We start from the raw sequence: 16,068 nt of genomic DNA, 5'->3' as shown, positions 1-16,068 counted from the left end.
CCCGCCGCCGGTCAGGCCTTCGCCGCGCCGAGCACCTGCTCCGTCGTCACCACCTTGGCGAACCGCATCGCGTGCAGCACCGTGGCCGTGGCGCGGGCGAGTTCGGCGGCGGGGAGGGTGGTGCCGTCGGGGCCGGTCATGTCGAAGGCGTGCATGGCGTCGGTCGGGAAGATCGCGTCGTAGCCGAGGTTGCCGGCCATCCGGGCGGTGGTCTCGTTGCACACGTTGGTGATGATCCCGGTGACCACCAGCTGCCGGGCGCCGCGCTCCCGGAGCCAGGCGTGCAGGTCGGGGGTGCCGTAGAAGGCGCTGTTGACGGTCTTGGTGATGTGCAGCGCGGGAGTGACGTCGGCGACGAAGTCCTTCAGCTCGTACCCGGGCGTGCCCTCGACCAGCGGCCCGGCCGTGGAGGCGTGCTGCACGGTGACGATCGGGCGGCCGGTGGCCTGCCAGGCGGCGATCAGCTCGGCCATCCGCTGCTCGGCCTGCGGGTTGTCGCGGGGGCCCCAGAACTCGTGGTCCTCGAAGCCCTTCTGGACGTCGATGAGCAGCAGGACCGCGTCGGGGTCGAGGGTGAGCGGGGCGTCGAATGCGTCGGTGTTCGTCATGCGTCCATCGTGCTCGCCGGCGTGCCGGCGGCGTGATGGGCGGAGATGCCACCCATCGATGGATTCCTGCCATAGGTTCTCTGCCATGCGAACGGTGGGTTGTCTGATCTTCGACGGTGTCCGGGCCTTCGACTACGCGGTGATCGGCGAGGTGTGGGCCAACCGTGTCGCCCGGCCCGGACTGCCCGCCTTCGACCTGCGGGTCTGCGGCCCGGACGGCACCCGGGTCCGGCTGGGCGGCGGGCTGGAACGTGTCCCCGACCACGGGACGGCCGGGCTCGCCGACTGCGACCTGGTCGTCGTCCCGGGCGTCGAGGACCCGGCGGCGGAGCGCGATCCCGCCGTCCTCGACGCCCTGCGGGCCGTCCACGCCGACGGGGTCCCGATCGCCTCGCTCTGCGCGGGCGCCTTCGTCCTCGCGGAGGCCGGCCTGCTGGACGGCCGCGAGGCCACCACCCACTGGGCCCTCGCCCCCGAACTCGCCCGCCGCTTCCCGGCGGTGACGGTCCGCCCCGAGGTGCTCTTCACCGGCGGCGAGGGCCTGTGGACCTCGGCCGGCGTCGCGGCGGGCATCGACCTCTGCCTCCACCTCGTCCGCACCGCCCACGGCCAGCAGGCCGCCGCCACCATCGCCCGCGCCATGGTCACCGCCCCCTTCCGGGCCGGCGGCCAGGCCCAGTTCATCCCCACCCCGGTCCCGGCCCCCACCGCGGACGACCCGCTCGACCGCGTCCGCGCCGAGATCCTCGCCTCCCTCGACACCCCGTGGACCGTCCCGCGGATGGCGGCCGCCGCCCTGATGTCCGAACGGACCTTCGCCCGCCGCTTCGCCGCCGCCACCGGCACCACCCCGACCCGCTGGCTCCTCGACCAGCGGGTCCTCACCGCCCAGCGCCTCCTGGAGGAGACCGACCTCCCCGTCGACACCGTCGCCACGTGCTGCGGCTTCTCCTCGGCGGTCTCCCTGCGGCCGGTCTTCACCGCGCGCGTCGGCGTGGCCCCGAGGGAGTACCGCCGCGCGTTCCGCGGCCGGCAGGACGACTAGGCCGTACCGGTCGGCGCCGGCGTGGTCGGCGGGGCCGACTCGGACGGCGGCAGCAGGCAGGGAGTACGCACGGCGAGGGACATCCGGTTGTGACCCCCTGTGCTGTCGACGTCGACGACGTACTGGCTGTTGGGGTGCCGGGCGGAGAAGGCGGCGGCGGGCTGGGCCGGGGGATCGCCGGCCGGGATCTCCTGGTACTCCGTGACCTTGAGCCCTTCGCCGGTGAGCAGGTCCCGGACCTTGCGGAGGACGTCGTTCTGCTGGTCGTCCGGGACATCGGCGTGGACGCCGTAGTCGAGCGTGTAGCGGTCGTCGGGCGCCTTCTCGCCGTTCCTGCCCACGCACGGATTGAACCCGTAGATCTCAGGTTCCGCGTTGATGCGGGCCCCGGTCGTCTGGGCCACGTGAGCGATGATCTGACGCGCCCAGTCCAAAGCCTCCTGCTGAGACTTGACGGGCAGCGGGTCGTCCTTGCCGTCGTACTTTCCGTTTCCGGGGCTGGACATGCAGGCTCCAAGGGTGGCGGTCAGCAATGCTGCGACGGTGAGACGGCCGAGCCGTCCGAGGGCGGTGTGCGCGCGGGGGGTCGAGAGGGTCATTGGTTCCATTCCGGGGATTCGTCAGTGGGGAATATTGCCCCAGAGCGGGTCTTCCTTCGGCCCTGTCGTGGGCGGCACCTTGGCGATGATCTTTCCGATGTTCTTCAGGCTCTCGGAGTCATCAGTCCAATATCCCGCGTGGCCGGAGGTGTCGACCTTGATGTTGTTCCCTCCGAAACCGGCGATGTGCGGCGCGGAACCCAAGACCGTTCCGCTGACGACGCGGATGGGATCGCTCGTGGACGTTCCGATCCAGACATGCTCGGGGTCGATGTTGAGCTGCTCGGCGCGAATGACGCCCAGGCCCATGCCGGGGCTGCCAAGGGCGAGGATGTCGTCGGCGTGCAGACCGCCTGCCGATTTGGCGGCCTCGCCAAGGGCGAAGGTGCCGTAGCTGTGTGCCATCCACGTGAGGTGGGTCTTCGGTTCACCGTGGGCCACACGAAGCCCGTTGGAGAACCTCCGCATGTCTTCCGCACCATCGACGCCACGCATGGGATTTCCGGCTTCCGGAATGCTCTCCGGAGTGTCGTATCCGAGGTAGGAGATGACCGAGACGGTCTCTCCGGCACCGGCCTGACGCTCGGCGGTGCGTTGGAACTGGCGGATGCGGTTGATCTGGTCCGGCATCCCCGGAAGTTCCGTCCCGGTGCCCGGGACCCATACGGCAGTGTGGGAGGCCTTGTCGGGATTGCCCGTGGCGACGATCGCCCGGCCGTCACCGCCGTACGCCTCCGGGTCGATGGCGAGCAGGAACATCTGCTTCGTTTCGTTCCGCTCGTTGGCGCTCTCCTCCAACTTCGTCCTGATGTCCTTCAGGGTGGCCTTGCGTTTGTCGTAGGCCTCCTGGTCGAGGCCGAACACGGAGGCCGAGCCGGCCTCCAGGGCGTCGATCTTCTGGTCCAGAACGAGTCGGTTGGCCCTGTCTCGCGCGTCGGCCGGGATCCCGTCGAGGTTGCCCACCCGAGCCGCGTCCAGCGTGATGTAGGTTTCCTGCTGTTCCGGGGTGAGGCTCTTCCACCACGTGGCGTTCCGGGCCGGATCCTTGCCGTCGGGCATGTAGGGGTCGACGAGGTCGAGCTCCCGCATGATGCCGGCGACGTTGTTCTTCGCCGTGAGTAAGGAGCCTGCTTCCCGGGACGGGTCCAGGGTGTTGGCACTGAGGGAGACGAGGGCGCTGTGGCCCTGGTCGCTAGCGGTCTGAGCGGCCTTCAGTGCGGCGTCGATGCGGTCCTGGAACCCCTTCATCTCCGAGCCGAGTTGCTGACGCGCTTTCTGGGCCTCCGGGTCGTTGGCCTCGCCCTTGCCGGGCGGTGGCATGGTGATGACGCCCTCGCCGGAGACGGTCAGCCCGGCGTCGACGGCTCGGTTGACGGCGTTGATGAGGTTGGTCTGCGCCTGGTACATCCGCTCGGCGACGGTGTTGAGCACCAGGGCCGCGGCCTCCGACTCCATCCTGATGATCTCCATCTGGACTTCCGTCTTCACCATGTACGGGCGTGCCGCTGTCGCGTCGGCGCCTTCCCAAGCGGGCCGGTCCGGGCCATTGCTGACCTGCAGCGGGCCGTTGACCTGGTTGCGGTGGCGCTGGCCGGTGGTGTCCACGGCGTGACCGAGGGCCTTCCAGGCCTTGGCGGCGTCGCGCAGCCCGTGCGGGTCGAACTTCACCAGGAGTTCGTAGACGCCGCTCACTTGGGCCCCTGCTGGGGTACGGCCCAACCGCCGGCGACGGCCTGGTCGTGGTGCTCGTGGGCGGACGCGTTGGCGTCCAGGTTGGTCGCCGTGTCCACGAGGCGCTGCCGCAGGTCGCCGAGCGGTTTGGCCCAGCCCGTTCCCAACTGCCCGAGGCCGCCGGATATCGACCAGCCGGTGAGCTGGGTCGAGACGGTGGTGCTGGTGGTCAGAGCGGCTTGGACGGGCTTGTCCAGTTCCTCGCCCAGTGCCTTGGCGATGCCTGCGGAGGCCCGCAGGTCGGCCGGTTGGATCGCGATCTTGCCGGACGTGTCCTTGTCGCCCATGTGGGTTCCCCTCCCCGGAAGCGGATGCGTGTGCCGCACCCGCCCGTAGGACGGTAGGCGGGGACTGCGTGCTCCGCATCCGTACAGATACTCGGATCGTACGGGCTCGGCCGGCGGGACTTCGTCGGATCGGAGAGAGTCGCCGGTTGCCGCCGGTAGGGAGGACGGGGAGGACGGGGAGGGCGGCGACCGGCGGTGCGGGGGTTCAGAGGAAGCGGCGGAGGATGCGGGACTTGAGGGGGGTGAAGGGCGGGTAGGCGAGGCGGAGGGTGTCGGCGGGGAGGGGCTTGTCGAGGACGGCCTTGGTGTGGCTGAAGGTGTCGATGGTGTGGGCGCCGTGGTAGGCGCCGATGCCGCTCTCGCCGACGCCGCCGAAGGGGAGGCCGGGGACGGTGAGGTGGGCGTTGGGGACGCCGAAGGACAGGGCGCCGGAGGAGGTCTCGGTGGTCAGGCGGTGCTTGGTGCGGGCCGAGGCGGTGAAGGCGTACAGGGCGAGGGGCTTGTCCCGGGCGGTGATGAAGGCGATGGCGGCGTCGAGGTCGGGGACGCTGACGATCGGCAGGACCGGGCCGAAGATCTCCTCGCGCATCACCGGCGCCTCCGGGTCGACGTCGGCGAGGACGGTCGGGGCGAGGTAGCGTTCGGCGCGGTCGTGGTCCCCGCCGGTGACGATCCGTCCGTCGCCGAGCAGGGCCGTCAGCCGGTCGAAGTGGCGCTCGTTGACGATGCGGCCGTAGTCGGGGCTCCTCCTCGGGTCGGTGCCGTACATCTCGCGGACCGCGGCGGTCAGGTGCGCCTCGATCGCGGTCGCGCTCCCGCCGATGGCGAGGACGTAGTCGGGGGCGACGCAGGTCTGGCCGGCGTTCATGAACTTGCCCCAGGCGATGCGGCGGGCGGCGGTCGCGAGGTCGGTGCCCGGCTCGACGACGGCGGGGCTCTTGCCGCCCAACTCCAGGGTGACCGGGGTGAGGTGGCGGGCCGCGGCGGTCATCACGATGCGGGCGACCGTGCCGTTGCCGGTGTAGAAGACGTGGTCGAAGCGCTGCTCCAACAGGGCGGTGGTCTCCGGGACGCCGCCCTCGACGACGGCGACGGCCTGCGGGTCGAGCGTGCGGGGCAGCCAGTGGGCGAGCGCCGCCGAGGTGGCCGGGGCGAGTTCGCTGGGCTTGACCACCACGCAGTTGCCCGCCGCGATCGCGCCGACCAGCGGGGCCAGGGCCAGCTGCAACGGGTAGTTCCAGGGGCTGATGACCAGCACCGTGCCCAGCGGTTCGCGCACGGTGCGGGCCCGGGCGGGCTGCAGCGCCAGCGGCACCGGGACGCGGCTCGGGCGCAGCCAGCGGTCGAGGTGGCGCAGGGTGTGGTCGATCTCGCTGACGGTGAACCCGATCTCGGTGGTGTACGCCTCGGCGGCGTGCTTGCCGAGGTCGGTGTGGAGGGCGGCGGCGAAGACGTCCTCCTGTTCGACCAGCAGGCGGCGCAGGGCGCGCAGTTGGGCCTTGCGCCAGGCGACGGGCTTGGTGCGGCCGGCGGTGAAGGCGGCGCCGAGGCGGGCGACGGTGGCCGCGGCGGAGGTGGCGTCGGTGGAGGTTGCTGCGGCGCCGGGCGCCGACTCGGCGGGGGCGGTCGTGCCGGGCGTGGTCTCGGTGGAAGCGCTCATGCCGCCGAGCATAAACGAAACGAAATGATTTCGTTTCTATTGGCGGTAAACTGGCGGCATGACCCGCACCACCCCGACCCCGCCCGCGTCCCCGACGTCGCCCGCGTCGCCCGCCCCGTCCGGGACCGCACCCCGCCGGGGCCGCCCCCGGGACGCCGCCCGGGACCGGGCGCTGCTGGAGGCCACGCTGGCCGTGCTGGCCGAGAACGGTTACGGCGGACTGACCACCGCCGCGGTGGCCGCCCGGGCGGGGGTCTCCACCGCGACCCTCTACCGGCGCTGGTCGTCCAAGGAGGACCTGGTGGTCGCCGCCGCCGCGAGCTTCGCCGAGGAGGACCCGTACGGCCTGCCCGGCACCGGCAGCCTGGAGGGCGACCTGCGCGTGGTGCTCCGGGACAAGGCCGCCGCCATGACCGGAGAGAGCGGCCGGGTGATGCGGGCCCTGATCGGCGAGGCGGCGCACAACACCGCCCTGGCCGAGGCGCTCACCGTGACCCTCCTGGCGCCCGTGTACCGGCGGGTGACCGAGGTCGTGCGGAGTGCCGTCGAGCGGGGGGAGATCCCGCCGGTCGAGGACGCCGAGCTGCTCGGCGAGGTGGTGGTCGGGCCGGTGATGGGCCGGTTCCTGCTCACGCCCCGGTTGCCGGAGCAGGTGGACGAGGCCAGCGCCCGGGAGGTGGCGGACCGCTTCCTGCCCTTCGCTCTGCGGGCGGTGGGCGGCGGGGCGCCCGCCGGCGGGTGACCGGCCCCCGCGTCCACCGCGGACCGGCCCCCGCGTCCACCGCGGACCGGCCCCCGCGTCCGGCACGGACTGATGCATCCGCACGGACAGACGTAGCCACACCGACAGGACGTCGCCACACCGACAGGAGGGGAACCATGCCCTGGTCCACGCTCGAACGCTTCGACGTGTCCTTCTTCGACACCGCCCCGCACCGCCACTCGTTCACCATGGACCTCCCCGTGGCGCCCGAGACCGTCTGGCAGGGCCTCGCCGGCGACACGCCGCTGTCCTGGTGCCGCGGTCTGAGCGGCGGCCGCTACACCTCGCCCGCCCCGCACGGTGTCGGCACGACGCGGGAGATCACCGCGCGCGGCGTGCTGCGGCTGCGCGAGGAGTTCGTGCGGTGGGAGGAGGGGGTGCGGCACTCGTTCTGCGTCGCGCAGGCCAGCCTGCCGCTGTTCCGGCGCTTCGGCGAGGACTACCTCGTCGAGCCCACGGCGAACGGCACCCGCTTCACCTGGACCTTCGCCTTCGAGCCGGTCCCCCTGCTGGCACGCCCGGCGGCGCTGACCGGGGTCCCGGGCGCGGCGTTCCTGAAGGGCCTGATCGGCGACACCAAGCGGCACTTCGGCGCCGCCTGAGCCGCGCCGGCCGGGCGGACGGCCGGCCGGACGGACGGACGGCCGTCCGCCCGCCCGTCCGGACCGTGTGCGGAGCGGGGTGGCGACCCTCAGCGCCGCCACCCCTCTTGCCTTCTCGGCACCCGGGTGGCACTTCGTTGAGCCAAACCCCACGGTGGGGTGAAGTCCGGTGGGGATCTCCCGGGGATTCGGCGGAGGTGCTGCGCCGGCAGAGGTGCTGCGCCCGTTCTGCTGCTGGGCCGGGCGAGCTGCTGCGCCCGTTCTGCCGCGCCGGGCGAGCTGCGCCGCCGGCTCTAGAGCGCGGCGAGTCGGTCGACCAGGTCGTCGAGTCCCAGCGAGCCCAGGGCGAGCGCCTTCATGTGCCACGTCTTGAGGTCGAACCCGGCGCCCAGACGGCTGCGGGCCGCGTCACGTCCGCGCAGCCAGGCGCGTTCGCCGAGCTTGTAGCCGATGGCCTGGCCCGGCCAGCCGAGGTAGCGGACGATCTCGCTGTCGCGCAGCTCGGCCGGGCTGCCGTTGTACGTGGCCATGAACTCCGTGGCGAGTTCCGGGGTCCAGCGCTCGCCGGGGTGGAAGCCCGCGTCGGCCGGGACGGCCAGGTCCAGGTGCATGCCGATGTCGATGATCACCCGGATGGTGCGCAGCATCTGTTCGTCGAGGAAGCCGAGCCGGTGCGCCGGGTCGTCGAGGAAGCCCAGCTCGTCCATGAGGCGCTCGGCGTACAGGGCCCAGCCCTCGACGTTGGCGCTGACCATGCCCAGCGTCGTCTGGTAGCGGCTGAGTTCGTCGGCGAGGGCGACCCACTGGGCGAGCTGCAGATGGTGGCCCGGGACGCCCTCGTGGTACCAGATGCTGACGAGCTGCCAGGTCGGGAAGGAGTCCCGGCCGAGGGTGGGGAAGTAGGTGCGGCCGGGGCGGCTGAAGTCCAGGCTCGGGCCGGAGTAGTACGGCGAGGCGGCGCTGCCCGCCGGGGCGATCCGGGACTCGACCCGGCGCAGCGGCCCGGAGATGTCGAAGTGGGTGCCGTCGAGGGCGGTGATGGCCCCGTCCATGATCTGCTGCAGCCAGTCGCGGACCGCCTCCTCGCCCTCGACCGCGTGGCCGTGCCGCTCAAGGTGTCGCATCGCCTCCAGGGCTCCCGCTCCGGGCAGTACGCGGTCGGCCGCGGCGCGCATCTCGGCCGCGGTCCGGTGGAACTCGCTCCAGGCCCAGGCGTAGGCCTCGTCCAGGTCGACCTCGGCTCCGGTGTGGTGGCGTACGGCGAGCCGGTAGCGCTCCCGGCCCACGGCGTCCGGGATGCCGACGGTGGCCGGGGCGTAGGTGTCGCGCAGCCAGTCGCGGAACTCGGCGGTGGCGGCGGTGGCCCGGAGGGCGGCGGCGTCCAGTTCGCCGCGCAGCCGTTCGGGGCCGGGGGCGACGAAGCCGGCGAACCACCCGGCGTTCCCGGTGTCCTCGCCGGTCCAGGCGGTGAGCTGGTCGACGACCGCGGCCGCCTGGCGGGGTGCGACGAGCAGCCGCCGGGACATGCCCTCGGTGAGGGTCGCGCGGTACCCGTCGAGGGCGGCGGGCAGGTTGCGCATCCGGCCGGCCACCGCGGCCCAGTCGTCGTCGGTGGCGGTCGGCATGTAGCTGAAGATGTCCCGGACGTGGTGGACGTGCGCGGCGATGTTGCGCAGCTGGCGGAAGTTCTCGCCGGAGTCGTGCACGGCCAGTTCGGCGGTCAGCCGTTCGCGGAGCAGCCGGGCGCAGGTCCGGTCGGCGGGGTCCGTTGCGGTGGCGGCTGTCTTGTGGTCGCCGGCGGTGTCGGCCCCGGCGGCGTCGGCCACGGCGGTGAGGTCGGTGGCGCGGTGCGTGGCGTCGAGCGCGGTGAGGGTGCGTCGGGCGATGTCGGCGAGCGCCTCGAACCCTTCCGGGGAGAGGTCCGGCTGCCGGTCGTCGCCCGGGTGCAGGCCCAACCATGCGGCGTGCAAGGGGTCGTGGGCGGCCACCTGGTCGAGGTGGCGGTCGGCGATGGTGCGAGCGGTGATCGTTTCATCTGCCATGGCGCCATGATGGCCCATCCGCCGGGGGTGCTTCCGGTCGGATCGTCCGCGGAGGATCCGCCCGGAAGCGCCCCCGGGGGGGGCAGTTCTCAGCCCGCGTGGGAGTCGCGCAGCAGCTTCTTGTCCGGTTTGCCCACGGCCGTCAGCGGGATCTCGGCCAGTACGTGCAGGGCCTCCGGTGCGTACATCCGGCCCTTGCGGGCGGTGACGAACGCGCGGACGTCGTCCAGGTCGGGCCGCTGCCCCGGCGCGGGGACGACAGCGACGTGGACGTGCTCCGCCTCCTGGGCGTCGCGCACCCCGTAGACCGCGCACTGGGCGATCGCCGGGTGGGTGAGCAGCAACTCCTCCACCTCGGTGGGGTAGACGTGCCCGCCGACCACGATGATCTTGTCCTTGCTCCGGTCGGCCAGGTAGAGGTAGCCGTCCTCGTCGAGGTAGCCGATGTCGCCGGTGTCCAGCCAACCCTCGCGCAGGACCTCGGCGGTGAGGTCGGGCCGCTTCCAGTACCCGGCCATGACGGTCGCCGAGCGGACGTGGATCCCGCCCTGCTCCCCGGCCGGCAGCTCGGTGCCGTCCTCGGCCCGGACCGTCACCTCGACGCCCGGGAGCGGCCGGCCGACCGAGAGCTGGCCGCCGCGCCCGATCCGGTCGTGCTCGTGCGGCGCGAGCATCGAGATGTTCTGCGCCTCCGACTGCCCGTAGCCGGACACCAGGACCGGCCCGAACACCTCGATCGCCTCGCGCACCCGGGACGGCGAAGCGGCGCAGCCGCCGTACGAGACCCGGCGCAGGCTGGACAGGTCGGTGCGGCCGATCGCCGGGTGGTCGAGCAGCTGGTACAGCAGCGGCGGCAGCACCCAGAGGTCGGTGATGCGCTCGCGCTCGACCGCCGCCAGGACCTCGCCGGGGTCGAAGGAACGCTGGATGACCACCGAGCCGCCGCTGTGGAACGTCAGGTCGGACAGCACCCCGGCCAGGTGGGCGAGGGAGGTGGCGGCGAGGAAGCGGGGCGGGGCGGCATCCGGGTCGGTGCCGCCGTACTGGGCGTCGAAGGCGCTCCGGTACGGGCCGTGCAGGCTGCGGATGCCCTTCGGGATGCCGGTGGTGCCGCCGGTGTGGCGGATGCCCAGGTCGTCGTCCGGGCCGATCCGGACGGCCGGCGGCTCGGCGGGCCGGTGCGCGGAAGCGGCGACGACGTCCTCGCCGATCGCTGTGGAGCCGGTCGCTGCGGCGCCGGTCGCTGCGGAGCCGGACGTCTCGGGGCCCGGGCCCAGCGTGAGGACGGTCGGCACGTCGACGAGCGGCAGCAACTCGGCGGCCGTCGCGTACCGTTCGGCGTCCACCAGCAGGACGGCGGTGTCGACGCTCGTCGTGATCTCGGCCAGGGTCGGCGCGCTCATGCCGTCGTACAGGTTCACCACCCGTGCGCCCGCCAGCCCGGCGGCGTAGCGCGCGCTCAGCGCCTCGGCGGTGTTGCCCGTCAGCAGGGTCACGGTGGTGCCGCGGGCCGCGCCCCGGGCGACCAGCTCGTGGGCGAGCCGGTACGTGGCGGCGGCGAAGTCGCCGGCCGTGATCACCGTGCCGTCGGCGGTGGTGATGGCCCGCCGGTCGGGGCGGGCGGCGAGGGAGTGGAGGATCAGAGCCGGGGCGCTGATGAACTCCTGTTCGTCCGTGGTTACTTGGTCTGCGCCATTCACAACCATGGCCCCAGAGTAGCCCCGTCCTTCGTGTCCGATCCGGGAGTTTCCTCCTCGGTCCTCCTCGCCGGGGTGGATTGTCGGAGGGGCTGGGGCTGGGGCTGGGGTTGGGTCGGGGTCCTCGTGCTTCACCCCCGCCGGCTCGGGCGCCGAGTCGCCTGCCCCGGCCGGCGCCACCTGCGCCCCCGCCGGCTCGGGCGCCGAGTCGCCCGCCCTGGCCGGCGCCACCTGGAACGGAGCCGGATGCCCGACGGAGTCGGGCTGGAGCCCGGCCGGAGAGGGTGACCGTGGGCGTCGCCCGGACGTGGTCGGAAGCACCCCTCCAGATGGTCTATGCTTAACCCATCACCCAGATGCGCGGGTGGCGGAATAGGCAGACGCGCTGGATTCAGGTTCCAGTGCCCGAAAGGGCGTGGGGGTTCAACTCCCCCCTCGCGCACAGCGAACGGCCGGTCGATCTTCGGATCGACCGGCCGTTTTGTTCTCCGCCGAGCAATCCGGTTCCCGCCGAGGGTCGACCCCGCGCCGTCCGGCCGATCCGTGTGTGGAACCCGGCCGGAAGTGCACCATGGGCCTGCTGATGGTCCGAAGCGCGAGGGGCGGGACGCGGGATGGGACCGCCTGTTCGGCACCATCGACCCCGCCTACGACCGCACCCGGACGGGCACGGCCACCCCGACGAACCGACCCTGCTGGCCGGCCCAGGCACGGTGTCGGGACCGTCCGGTCGGATGCGGGGGCGAGCTGCTCCCTCGATCGGGGGAGGTGGGGTGCGGGGCGCGTGACAATACTGGCGACCATGATCAAGGTCCTTCGGCCGTTGTTGCGCGGCTCCACGTATTCGGGTGTGTTGTTCGCCGTTCTCGGGGCGGTGGCGGGGTTGCCGTTGGCGCTGGTCGCGGCGGTGCCCGCGGCGGGGATGCAGGCGGACCCGTACGCGCTGCCGGAGGTGCTGTCGCTCGCACTCTGGGTGGTGCTGATCGGGGTGGTGGGCCTGGCCGGGGTGACGCGGCGGGCGCTGGTCCGGGCGGCGCGGCGGCTGCTCGGGGTGGCGCTGCCGGATCCGGTGAAGGGTGCGGCGGGGGAACGGTGGCGGACACCGGCGTTCCTGGTGCTGCACGTCATGTCGGGGTGGGCGGTGCTGTTCGGCGGCGGTGTGCTGCTGACGATGGGACTGTTCCTGCCCACCGGATACGCGAAGGGGGACGCGCGGTTCAGCCTGTTCGGGTGGTCCAAGGAGCTGACGGGAGGCTGGGGCCGGCTGGTGTCGGTGGTCTGCCTGGTGCTGCTGGTGGTGCTGTTCGTGGCGGTGTCGGGTGCGTTGCGGTGGCTGGCGCCGCGGCTGCTCGGGCCGTCGCCGGCGGAGCGGCTGGCGATGGCGGCCGAGCGGGAGCGGGCACTGGCCGAACGCAACCGGCTGGCGCACGAGTTGCACGACTCGATCGGTCACACCCTGACCGCCGCCACCATCCAGGCCGCCGTCGCCGGTGAGGTGCTCGCCGCCGATCCGGCGGCCGCCCGGGCCGCCATGCGCAGCATCGAGGAGTCGGCCCGGGCGGCGCTGGAGGACCTGGACTACGTGCTGGGCGTGCTGAGGGAGGAGGCGGCGGGCGTCGCGCCGACCCGGACCCTCGCCGACCTGCCCGAACTGCTGGACCGGTTGCGCCACGCGGGCGCCGTCGTGGAGACGGTGGTCCTCGGTGATCCGGAGCAGGTCCACGGCACGCTCTCCCGCGCCGCGTACCGGATCCTGCAGGAGGGCCTGACCAACGCGCTGCGGCACGGCGCGGGCGGGCCGATCGAGCTGCGGGTGGTGGTCGCGGCGGACGGACTGGAACTGGGTGTGGTCAACGGGGTCAAGGCCGGCCCGAGCGGCTTCCCGACCTCCGGCCACGGCCTGCCCGGCCTCGCCGAGCGGGTCCGCCTGCTGCACGGCGAGTTCGAGGCCGGGCTGCAGGGTGCGCGCGGGGAACAGCACTGGCGGCTGGCGGTCCGGCTGCCGATACGGTTGTCGGCGTGAGCAGCCCGGAACGCCCCGTCACCGTCCTGATCGCCGACGACGACCCGGTGACCCGCAGCGGTCTGGGCACCCTGCTGGGTGCCCAGCCGGGCATCGCGGTGGTCGGGCAGGCGGCCGACGGGGTCGAGGTCGTCGAGCAGGTGCGGCGGCTGCGCCCGGACGTGGTGCTGATGGACGTGCGGATGCCGCGCCGCAACGGGATCGAGGCGACCCGCGAACTGCTGGCCGGGGACGCCGACCCGCCGAAGGTCGTCGTGATCACCACCTTCGAGAACGACGACTACGTCACCGCCGCCCTCAGCGCCGGGGCCAGCGGCTTCGTGCTGAAGCGGCGGCCGGTCCCGCAGATCGCCGAAGCGGTGCGGGTGGCGGCGGCGGGGGAGGCGATCCTCTTCCCCGCCGCGCTGCGCCGGATGGTGGCCGCCCGCCCGTTGGACTCCGCTCAGGCGCTGCCCCGGGCGGCGCTGACCGGGCGGGAGGAGGAGGTGCTGCGGCTGATGGCGACCGGGTCGTCGAACCCGGAGATCGCGCAGTCGCTGGCGGTGAGTCCGGAGACGGTGAAGACGCACGTCGGGAACGTGCTGACCAAGCTCGGCGCGCAGAACCGGACGCATGCGGTGGTGATCGCGTACGAGTCGGGACTGGTCGTGCCGGGCCTGCAGGGCGCGTAGCCGCGGCATTCCGCCGCCCCCGGCCCCCGACCCCGCCGACTCCGCGGACCGCTACGGCCGCTACGGCCGCGAGTCGATCGGGGTGAGCACGCCGAGCCGGTCCTCGACGGCCTGGGCGGCGGCCAGGCACAGGTCCTCCCGGAACACCCGCCCGACGAGTTGCACGCCGGTGGGCAGACCGTCGTCGGCGAGCCCGGTCGGGACGGCGACGGCCGGGACGCCGACGAAGCTGGTCACCGAGCAGAGCCGCATGCCCGAGGCGACGCGGTCCCGGCCGGCCTGGTCCCGCGACTCCAGGCCCGGTTCGACCGGCGGCTCGGTGAAGACCGGGCCGAGCAACAGCGGGTACTCGTGCAGGAACTCCGTCCAGGAGCGGCGGATGTTCAGCCAGGCGCTCATGAGCCGGATGAGCCCGGGGGCGTCGGCGGGCGGAGTGCTGCGCATCGTCAGGTCGATGAAGCGGTCGCCGCCTTCGCCCAGCAACTGCCGTACGACGGGCCAGCTCGGGGCGAACTCGGTGACGGTGAGCCGGTGGTAGGCGTCGTAGGCCTCCTGCAGCCTCGGCACGTCGGGGACTTTCCGGACGTCGTACCCCGCGTCGCGCAGCGCGTCGGCCGCGGTCTCGACGGCCCGGCGGACGGTGGGGTGGACGCCGTGGCCGCCAGGGTCGGCGACGACGGCGACCCGTGGCGGGCGACCGGGAGGTTCGCCGTACAGCGGGACGGGGACGGCGCGCGGGTCGCGGGGGTCGGTGCCGGCCAGTGTCTCGTACGCGAGCCGGAGGTCGGCGACCGTCCGGGCCACCGGGCCGTCGGTGACCAGGACCTGGGAGGCCGGGCCGGGGTCGTCCGGACCGAGGAGGCGCTGGTCGGCGGGGAAGCGGCCGGTGGTCGGCTTGAGTGCGGCGACGCCGCAGAAGGTCGCCGGGATCCGCAGCGAGCCGCCGGAGTCGTTGCCGAGCCCGAGCGGGGCCATGCCGGCGGCGACCGCGACGCCGTCGCCGCCGCTGCTGCCGCCGGGGGTGCGGCTCGGGTCCCACGGGTTGCGGGTGTCGCCGTAGAGCTCGCTGCGCGTGTGCATCCCGGCCAGGATCAGCGTCGGCATGTTGCTGTGGCCGATCGGGATCGCCCCGGCGGCGCGCAGGCGGGCCACCGGGACGGCGTCGACGGGCGCGACGTGGTTGCGGAAGCGCGGGGTGCCGAAGGTGGTGGCCACCTCCGCGATGGGGGTGCACTCCTTCACGGTGAACGGCACGCCGGCGAGCGGGCCCGGGTCCTCGCCCGCGGCCCGGCGCCGGTCGGTGTGCCGGGCGGCCTCGCGGGCGCGGTCGGCGAGGAGCTGGGTGACGGCGTTCAGGTGGGGGTTGACCTCGGCGATGCGGTCCAGGTGGCTGTCGACCACGTCGAGGGCGGAGACCTCGCCGGCCCGGACGGCGGCGGCGAGTTCGGTGGCGGTCCTGTTCCACAGGGGCATGGGTGCGGGTCTCCTCGGATTGGTTCCGATGCGGTTGCATCGGAACCATAGTCCGGGAACCGATACGCTTGCATCGAATAATTGACGGCCCCGGACCCCGGAGGCCGGGACGAGGAGGCCGGACATGCCGAAGCAGGTGGACCACGAGGGCCGACGCCGGCAGATCGCCGACGCCGTCTGCCTGCTGGTGGACGAACACGGACTGGAGGGCGTCACCCTCCGGGACGTCGCCACCCGCGCCGAGGTGTCGATGGGGGCCGTCCAGCGCTGCTTCCGCACCAAGGAGGAGATGCTGCGGTTCGCCCTCGCGCACATCGGCGAGCGCGTCACCGAGCGGGTCCGGAGGCGGCTGGCCGCCGGCCCGGCACAGTCGGCCGCCAGCGAACTCGGGCTGGTGGCCCGGGAAGTGGCGCTGCTGCGCGAGGAACACCGGGCCGAGGCCAGGATCTGGCTCGCCTTCGTCGCCGGGGCCGCGGTGAACCCGGCGCTGGCGGCGACCCTGCGGAGCAGCTACGCGGCCCTGGAGGAGTTGGTGGTGCGGCTGCTCGCGGAGGCCTCCGGGGGCGGGGACGGGGGCGGAGGCGAGGCCGGGGACGGGGACAGAGACGGGGCTGGGCTCGGGGAGTCGGCGGAGGTTCGTGCGGCGGATCGGACCGAGGCCCGGACGTTGCTGGCCCTGGCGGACGGACTCACCGCGCACGTGCTGGTCGGGCACCGGACGGCGGAGGAGGCGGAGGAGGTCCTGCACGCCCACCTGGTCGGGCTCTGGGGGCGCCGCTGAGCCGGCGGGGTCCGCGCGGGGCGGGGTCCGGACCCGGGGTGGGGGTCGTCGGGCCGTCGCCGTCCGGTCCGTGGAAGGCCGGGAAC

14 protein-coding genes and 1 tRNA gene are annotated in these 16,068 nt (G+C 73.3%); 7 read left to right on the top strand and 8 right to left on the bottom strand.

The window, feature by feature from the left end:
• Positions 1-11: 11 nt before the first annotated feature.
• Complete coding sequence (locus ABT048_RS13335) at positions 12-608, bottom strand: cysteine hydrolase family protein (protein ID WP_350521476.1); 597 nt, start codon at positions 606-608, stop codon at positions 12-14.
• 85 nt (positions 609-693) lie between these two features.
• Between ABT048_RS13335 and ABT048_RS13330 the strand changes: the two genes are divergently transcribed.
• The gene (locus ABT048_RS13330; RefSeq protein WP_350521475.1) at positions 694-1,653 is read left to right on the top strand and encodes a GlxA family transcriptional regulator; all 960 of its coding nucleotides are present in this window, start codon (positions 694-696) and stop codon (positions 1,651-1,653) included.
• Here the strand turns inward: ABT048_RS13330 and ABT048_RS13325 are convergent.
• The 4 genes from ABT048_RS13325 to ABT048_RS13310 form a co-directional block, all read right to left on the bottom strand.
• Entirely contained in the window at positions 1,650-2,252 is a 603-nt protein-coding gene (locus ABT048_RS13325; RefSeq protein WP_350521474.1) for a hypothetical protein, read from the bottom strand. The genes ABT048_RS13330 and ABT048_RS13325 overlap by 4 nt on opposite strands.
• A gap of 21 nt (positions 2,253-2,273) precedes the next feature.
• Positions 2,274-3,944 (bottom strand): alpha/beta hydrolase, encoded by a 1,671-nt coding sequence (locus tag ABT048_RS13320; protein ID WP_350521473.1) that lies wholly within the window; start codon positions 3,942-3,944, stop codon positions 2,274-2,276.
• Entirely contained in the window at positions 3,941-4,270 is a 330-nt protein-coding gene (locus ABT048_RS13315; RefSeq protein WP_350521472.1) for a hypothetical protein, read from the bottom strand. The genes ABT048_RS13320 and ABT048_RS13315 overlap by 4 nt, the downstream gene beginning before the upstream one ends.
• Before the next feature lie 205 nt (positions 4,271-4,475).
• Positions 4,476-5,930: an aldehyde dehydrogenase family protein gene (locus ABT048_RS13310; protein WP_350521471.1), complete on the bottom strand. Its 1,455-nt coding sequence runs from the start codon at positions 5,928-5,930 to the stop codon at positions 4,476-4,478.
• Between the two features lie 58 nt (positions 5,931-5,988).
• Here ABT048_RS13310 and ABT048_RS13305 point away from each other — a divergent pair, with 58 nt between their 5' ends.
• Together ABT048_RS13305 and ABT048_RS13300 are read left to right on the top strand one after the other, a co-directional pair.
• Positions 5,989-6,672 (top strand): TetR/AcrR family transcriptional regulator, encoded by a 684-nt coding sequence (locus ABT048_RS13305; RefSeq protein ID WP_350521470.1) that lies wholly within the window; start codon positions 5,989-5,991, stop codon positions 6,670-6,672.
• A gap of 137 nt (positions 6,673-6,809) precedes the next feature.
• The gene (locus ABT048_RS13300) at positions 6,810-7,295 is read left to right on the top strand and encodes an SRPBCC family protein (protein ID WP_350521469.1); all 486 of its coding nucleotides are present in this window, start codon (positions 6,810-6,812) and stop codon (positions 7,293-7,295) included.
• A 293-nt stretch (positions 7,296-7,588) separates the two neighbouring features.
• Here ABT048_RS13300 and ABT048_RS13295 read toward each other — a convergent pair whose 3' ends face one another.
• A complete protein-coding gene (locus ABT048_RS13295; protein ID WP_350521468.1) occupies positions 7,589-9,337 on the bottom strand; it encodes a DUF885 domain-containing protein in 1,749 nt (582 codons plus the stop codon).
• Positions 9,338-9,426: 89 nt separating this feature from the next.
• Positions 9,427-11,043: an AMP-binding protein gene (locus ABT048_RS13290; protein WP_350521467.1), complete on the bottom strand. Its 1,617-nt coding sequence runs from the start codon at positions 11,041-11,043 to the stop codon at positions 9,427-9,429.
• 349 nt (positions 11,044-11,392) lie between these two features.
• Here ABT048_RS13290 and ABT048_RS13285 point away from each other — a divergent pair.
• The 3 genes from ABT048_RS13285 to ABT048_RS13275 all read left to right on the top strand — a co-directional run bounded on the left by ABT048_RS13285 (position 11,393) and on the right by ABT048_RS13275 (position 13,728).
• Positions 11,393-11,476 (top strand) — tRNA-Leu (locus ABT048_RS13285).
• 360 nt (positions 11,477-11,836) lie between these two features.
• Complete coding sequence (locus ABT048_RS13280; RefSeq protein ID WP_350521466.1) at positions 11,837-13,057, top strand: sensor histidine kinase; 1,221 nt, start codon at positions 11,837-11,839, stop codon at positions 13,055-13,057.
• A complete protein-coding gene (locus ABT048_RS13275) occupies positions 13,054-13,728 on the top strand; it encodes a response regulator transcription factor (protein ID WP_350521465.1) in 675 nt (224 codons plus the stop codon). Before ABT048_RS13280 ends, ABT048_RS13275 begins: the two co-directional genes overlap by 4 nt.
• A 60-nt stretch (positions 13,729-13,788) precedes the next feature.
• Here the strand turns inward: ABT048_RS13275 and ABT048_RS13270 are convergent, their stop codons facing one another.
• Positions 13,789-15,201, bottom strand: coding sequence for an amidase (locus tag ABT048_RS13270; protein ID WP_350521464.1), 1,413 nt, complete (start codon positions 15,199-15,201; stop codon positions 13,789-13,791).
• 124 nt (positions 15,202-15,325) lie between these two features.
• On the opposite strand from ABT048_RS13270, the gene ABT048_RS13265 reads away from it, so the two are divergent.
• The gene (locus tag ABT048_RS13265) at positions 15,326-15,982 is read left to right on the top strand and encodes a TetR/AcrR family transcriptional regulator (RefSeq protein WP_350521463.1); all 657 of its coding nucleotides are present in this window, start codon (positions 15,326-15,328) and stop codon (positions 15,980-15,982) included.
• The last annotated feature ends 86 nt before the right edge of the window (positions 15,983-16,068 follow it).

This window comes from Kitasatospora sp. NPDC096140 (assembly GCF_040303045.1).
Classification (GTDB): domain Bacteria; phylum Actinomycetota; class Actinomycetes; order Streptomycetales; family Streptomycetaceae; genus Kitasatospora.
Note: the sequence above shows the minus strand (reverse complement) of the source record. Positions and strands in the feature narration are given on the sequence as shown.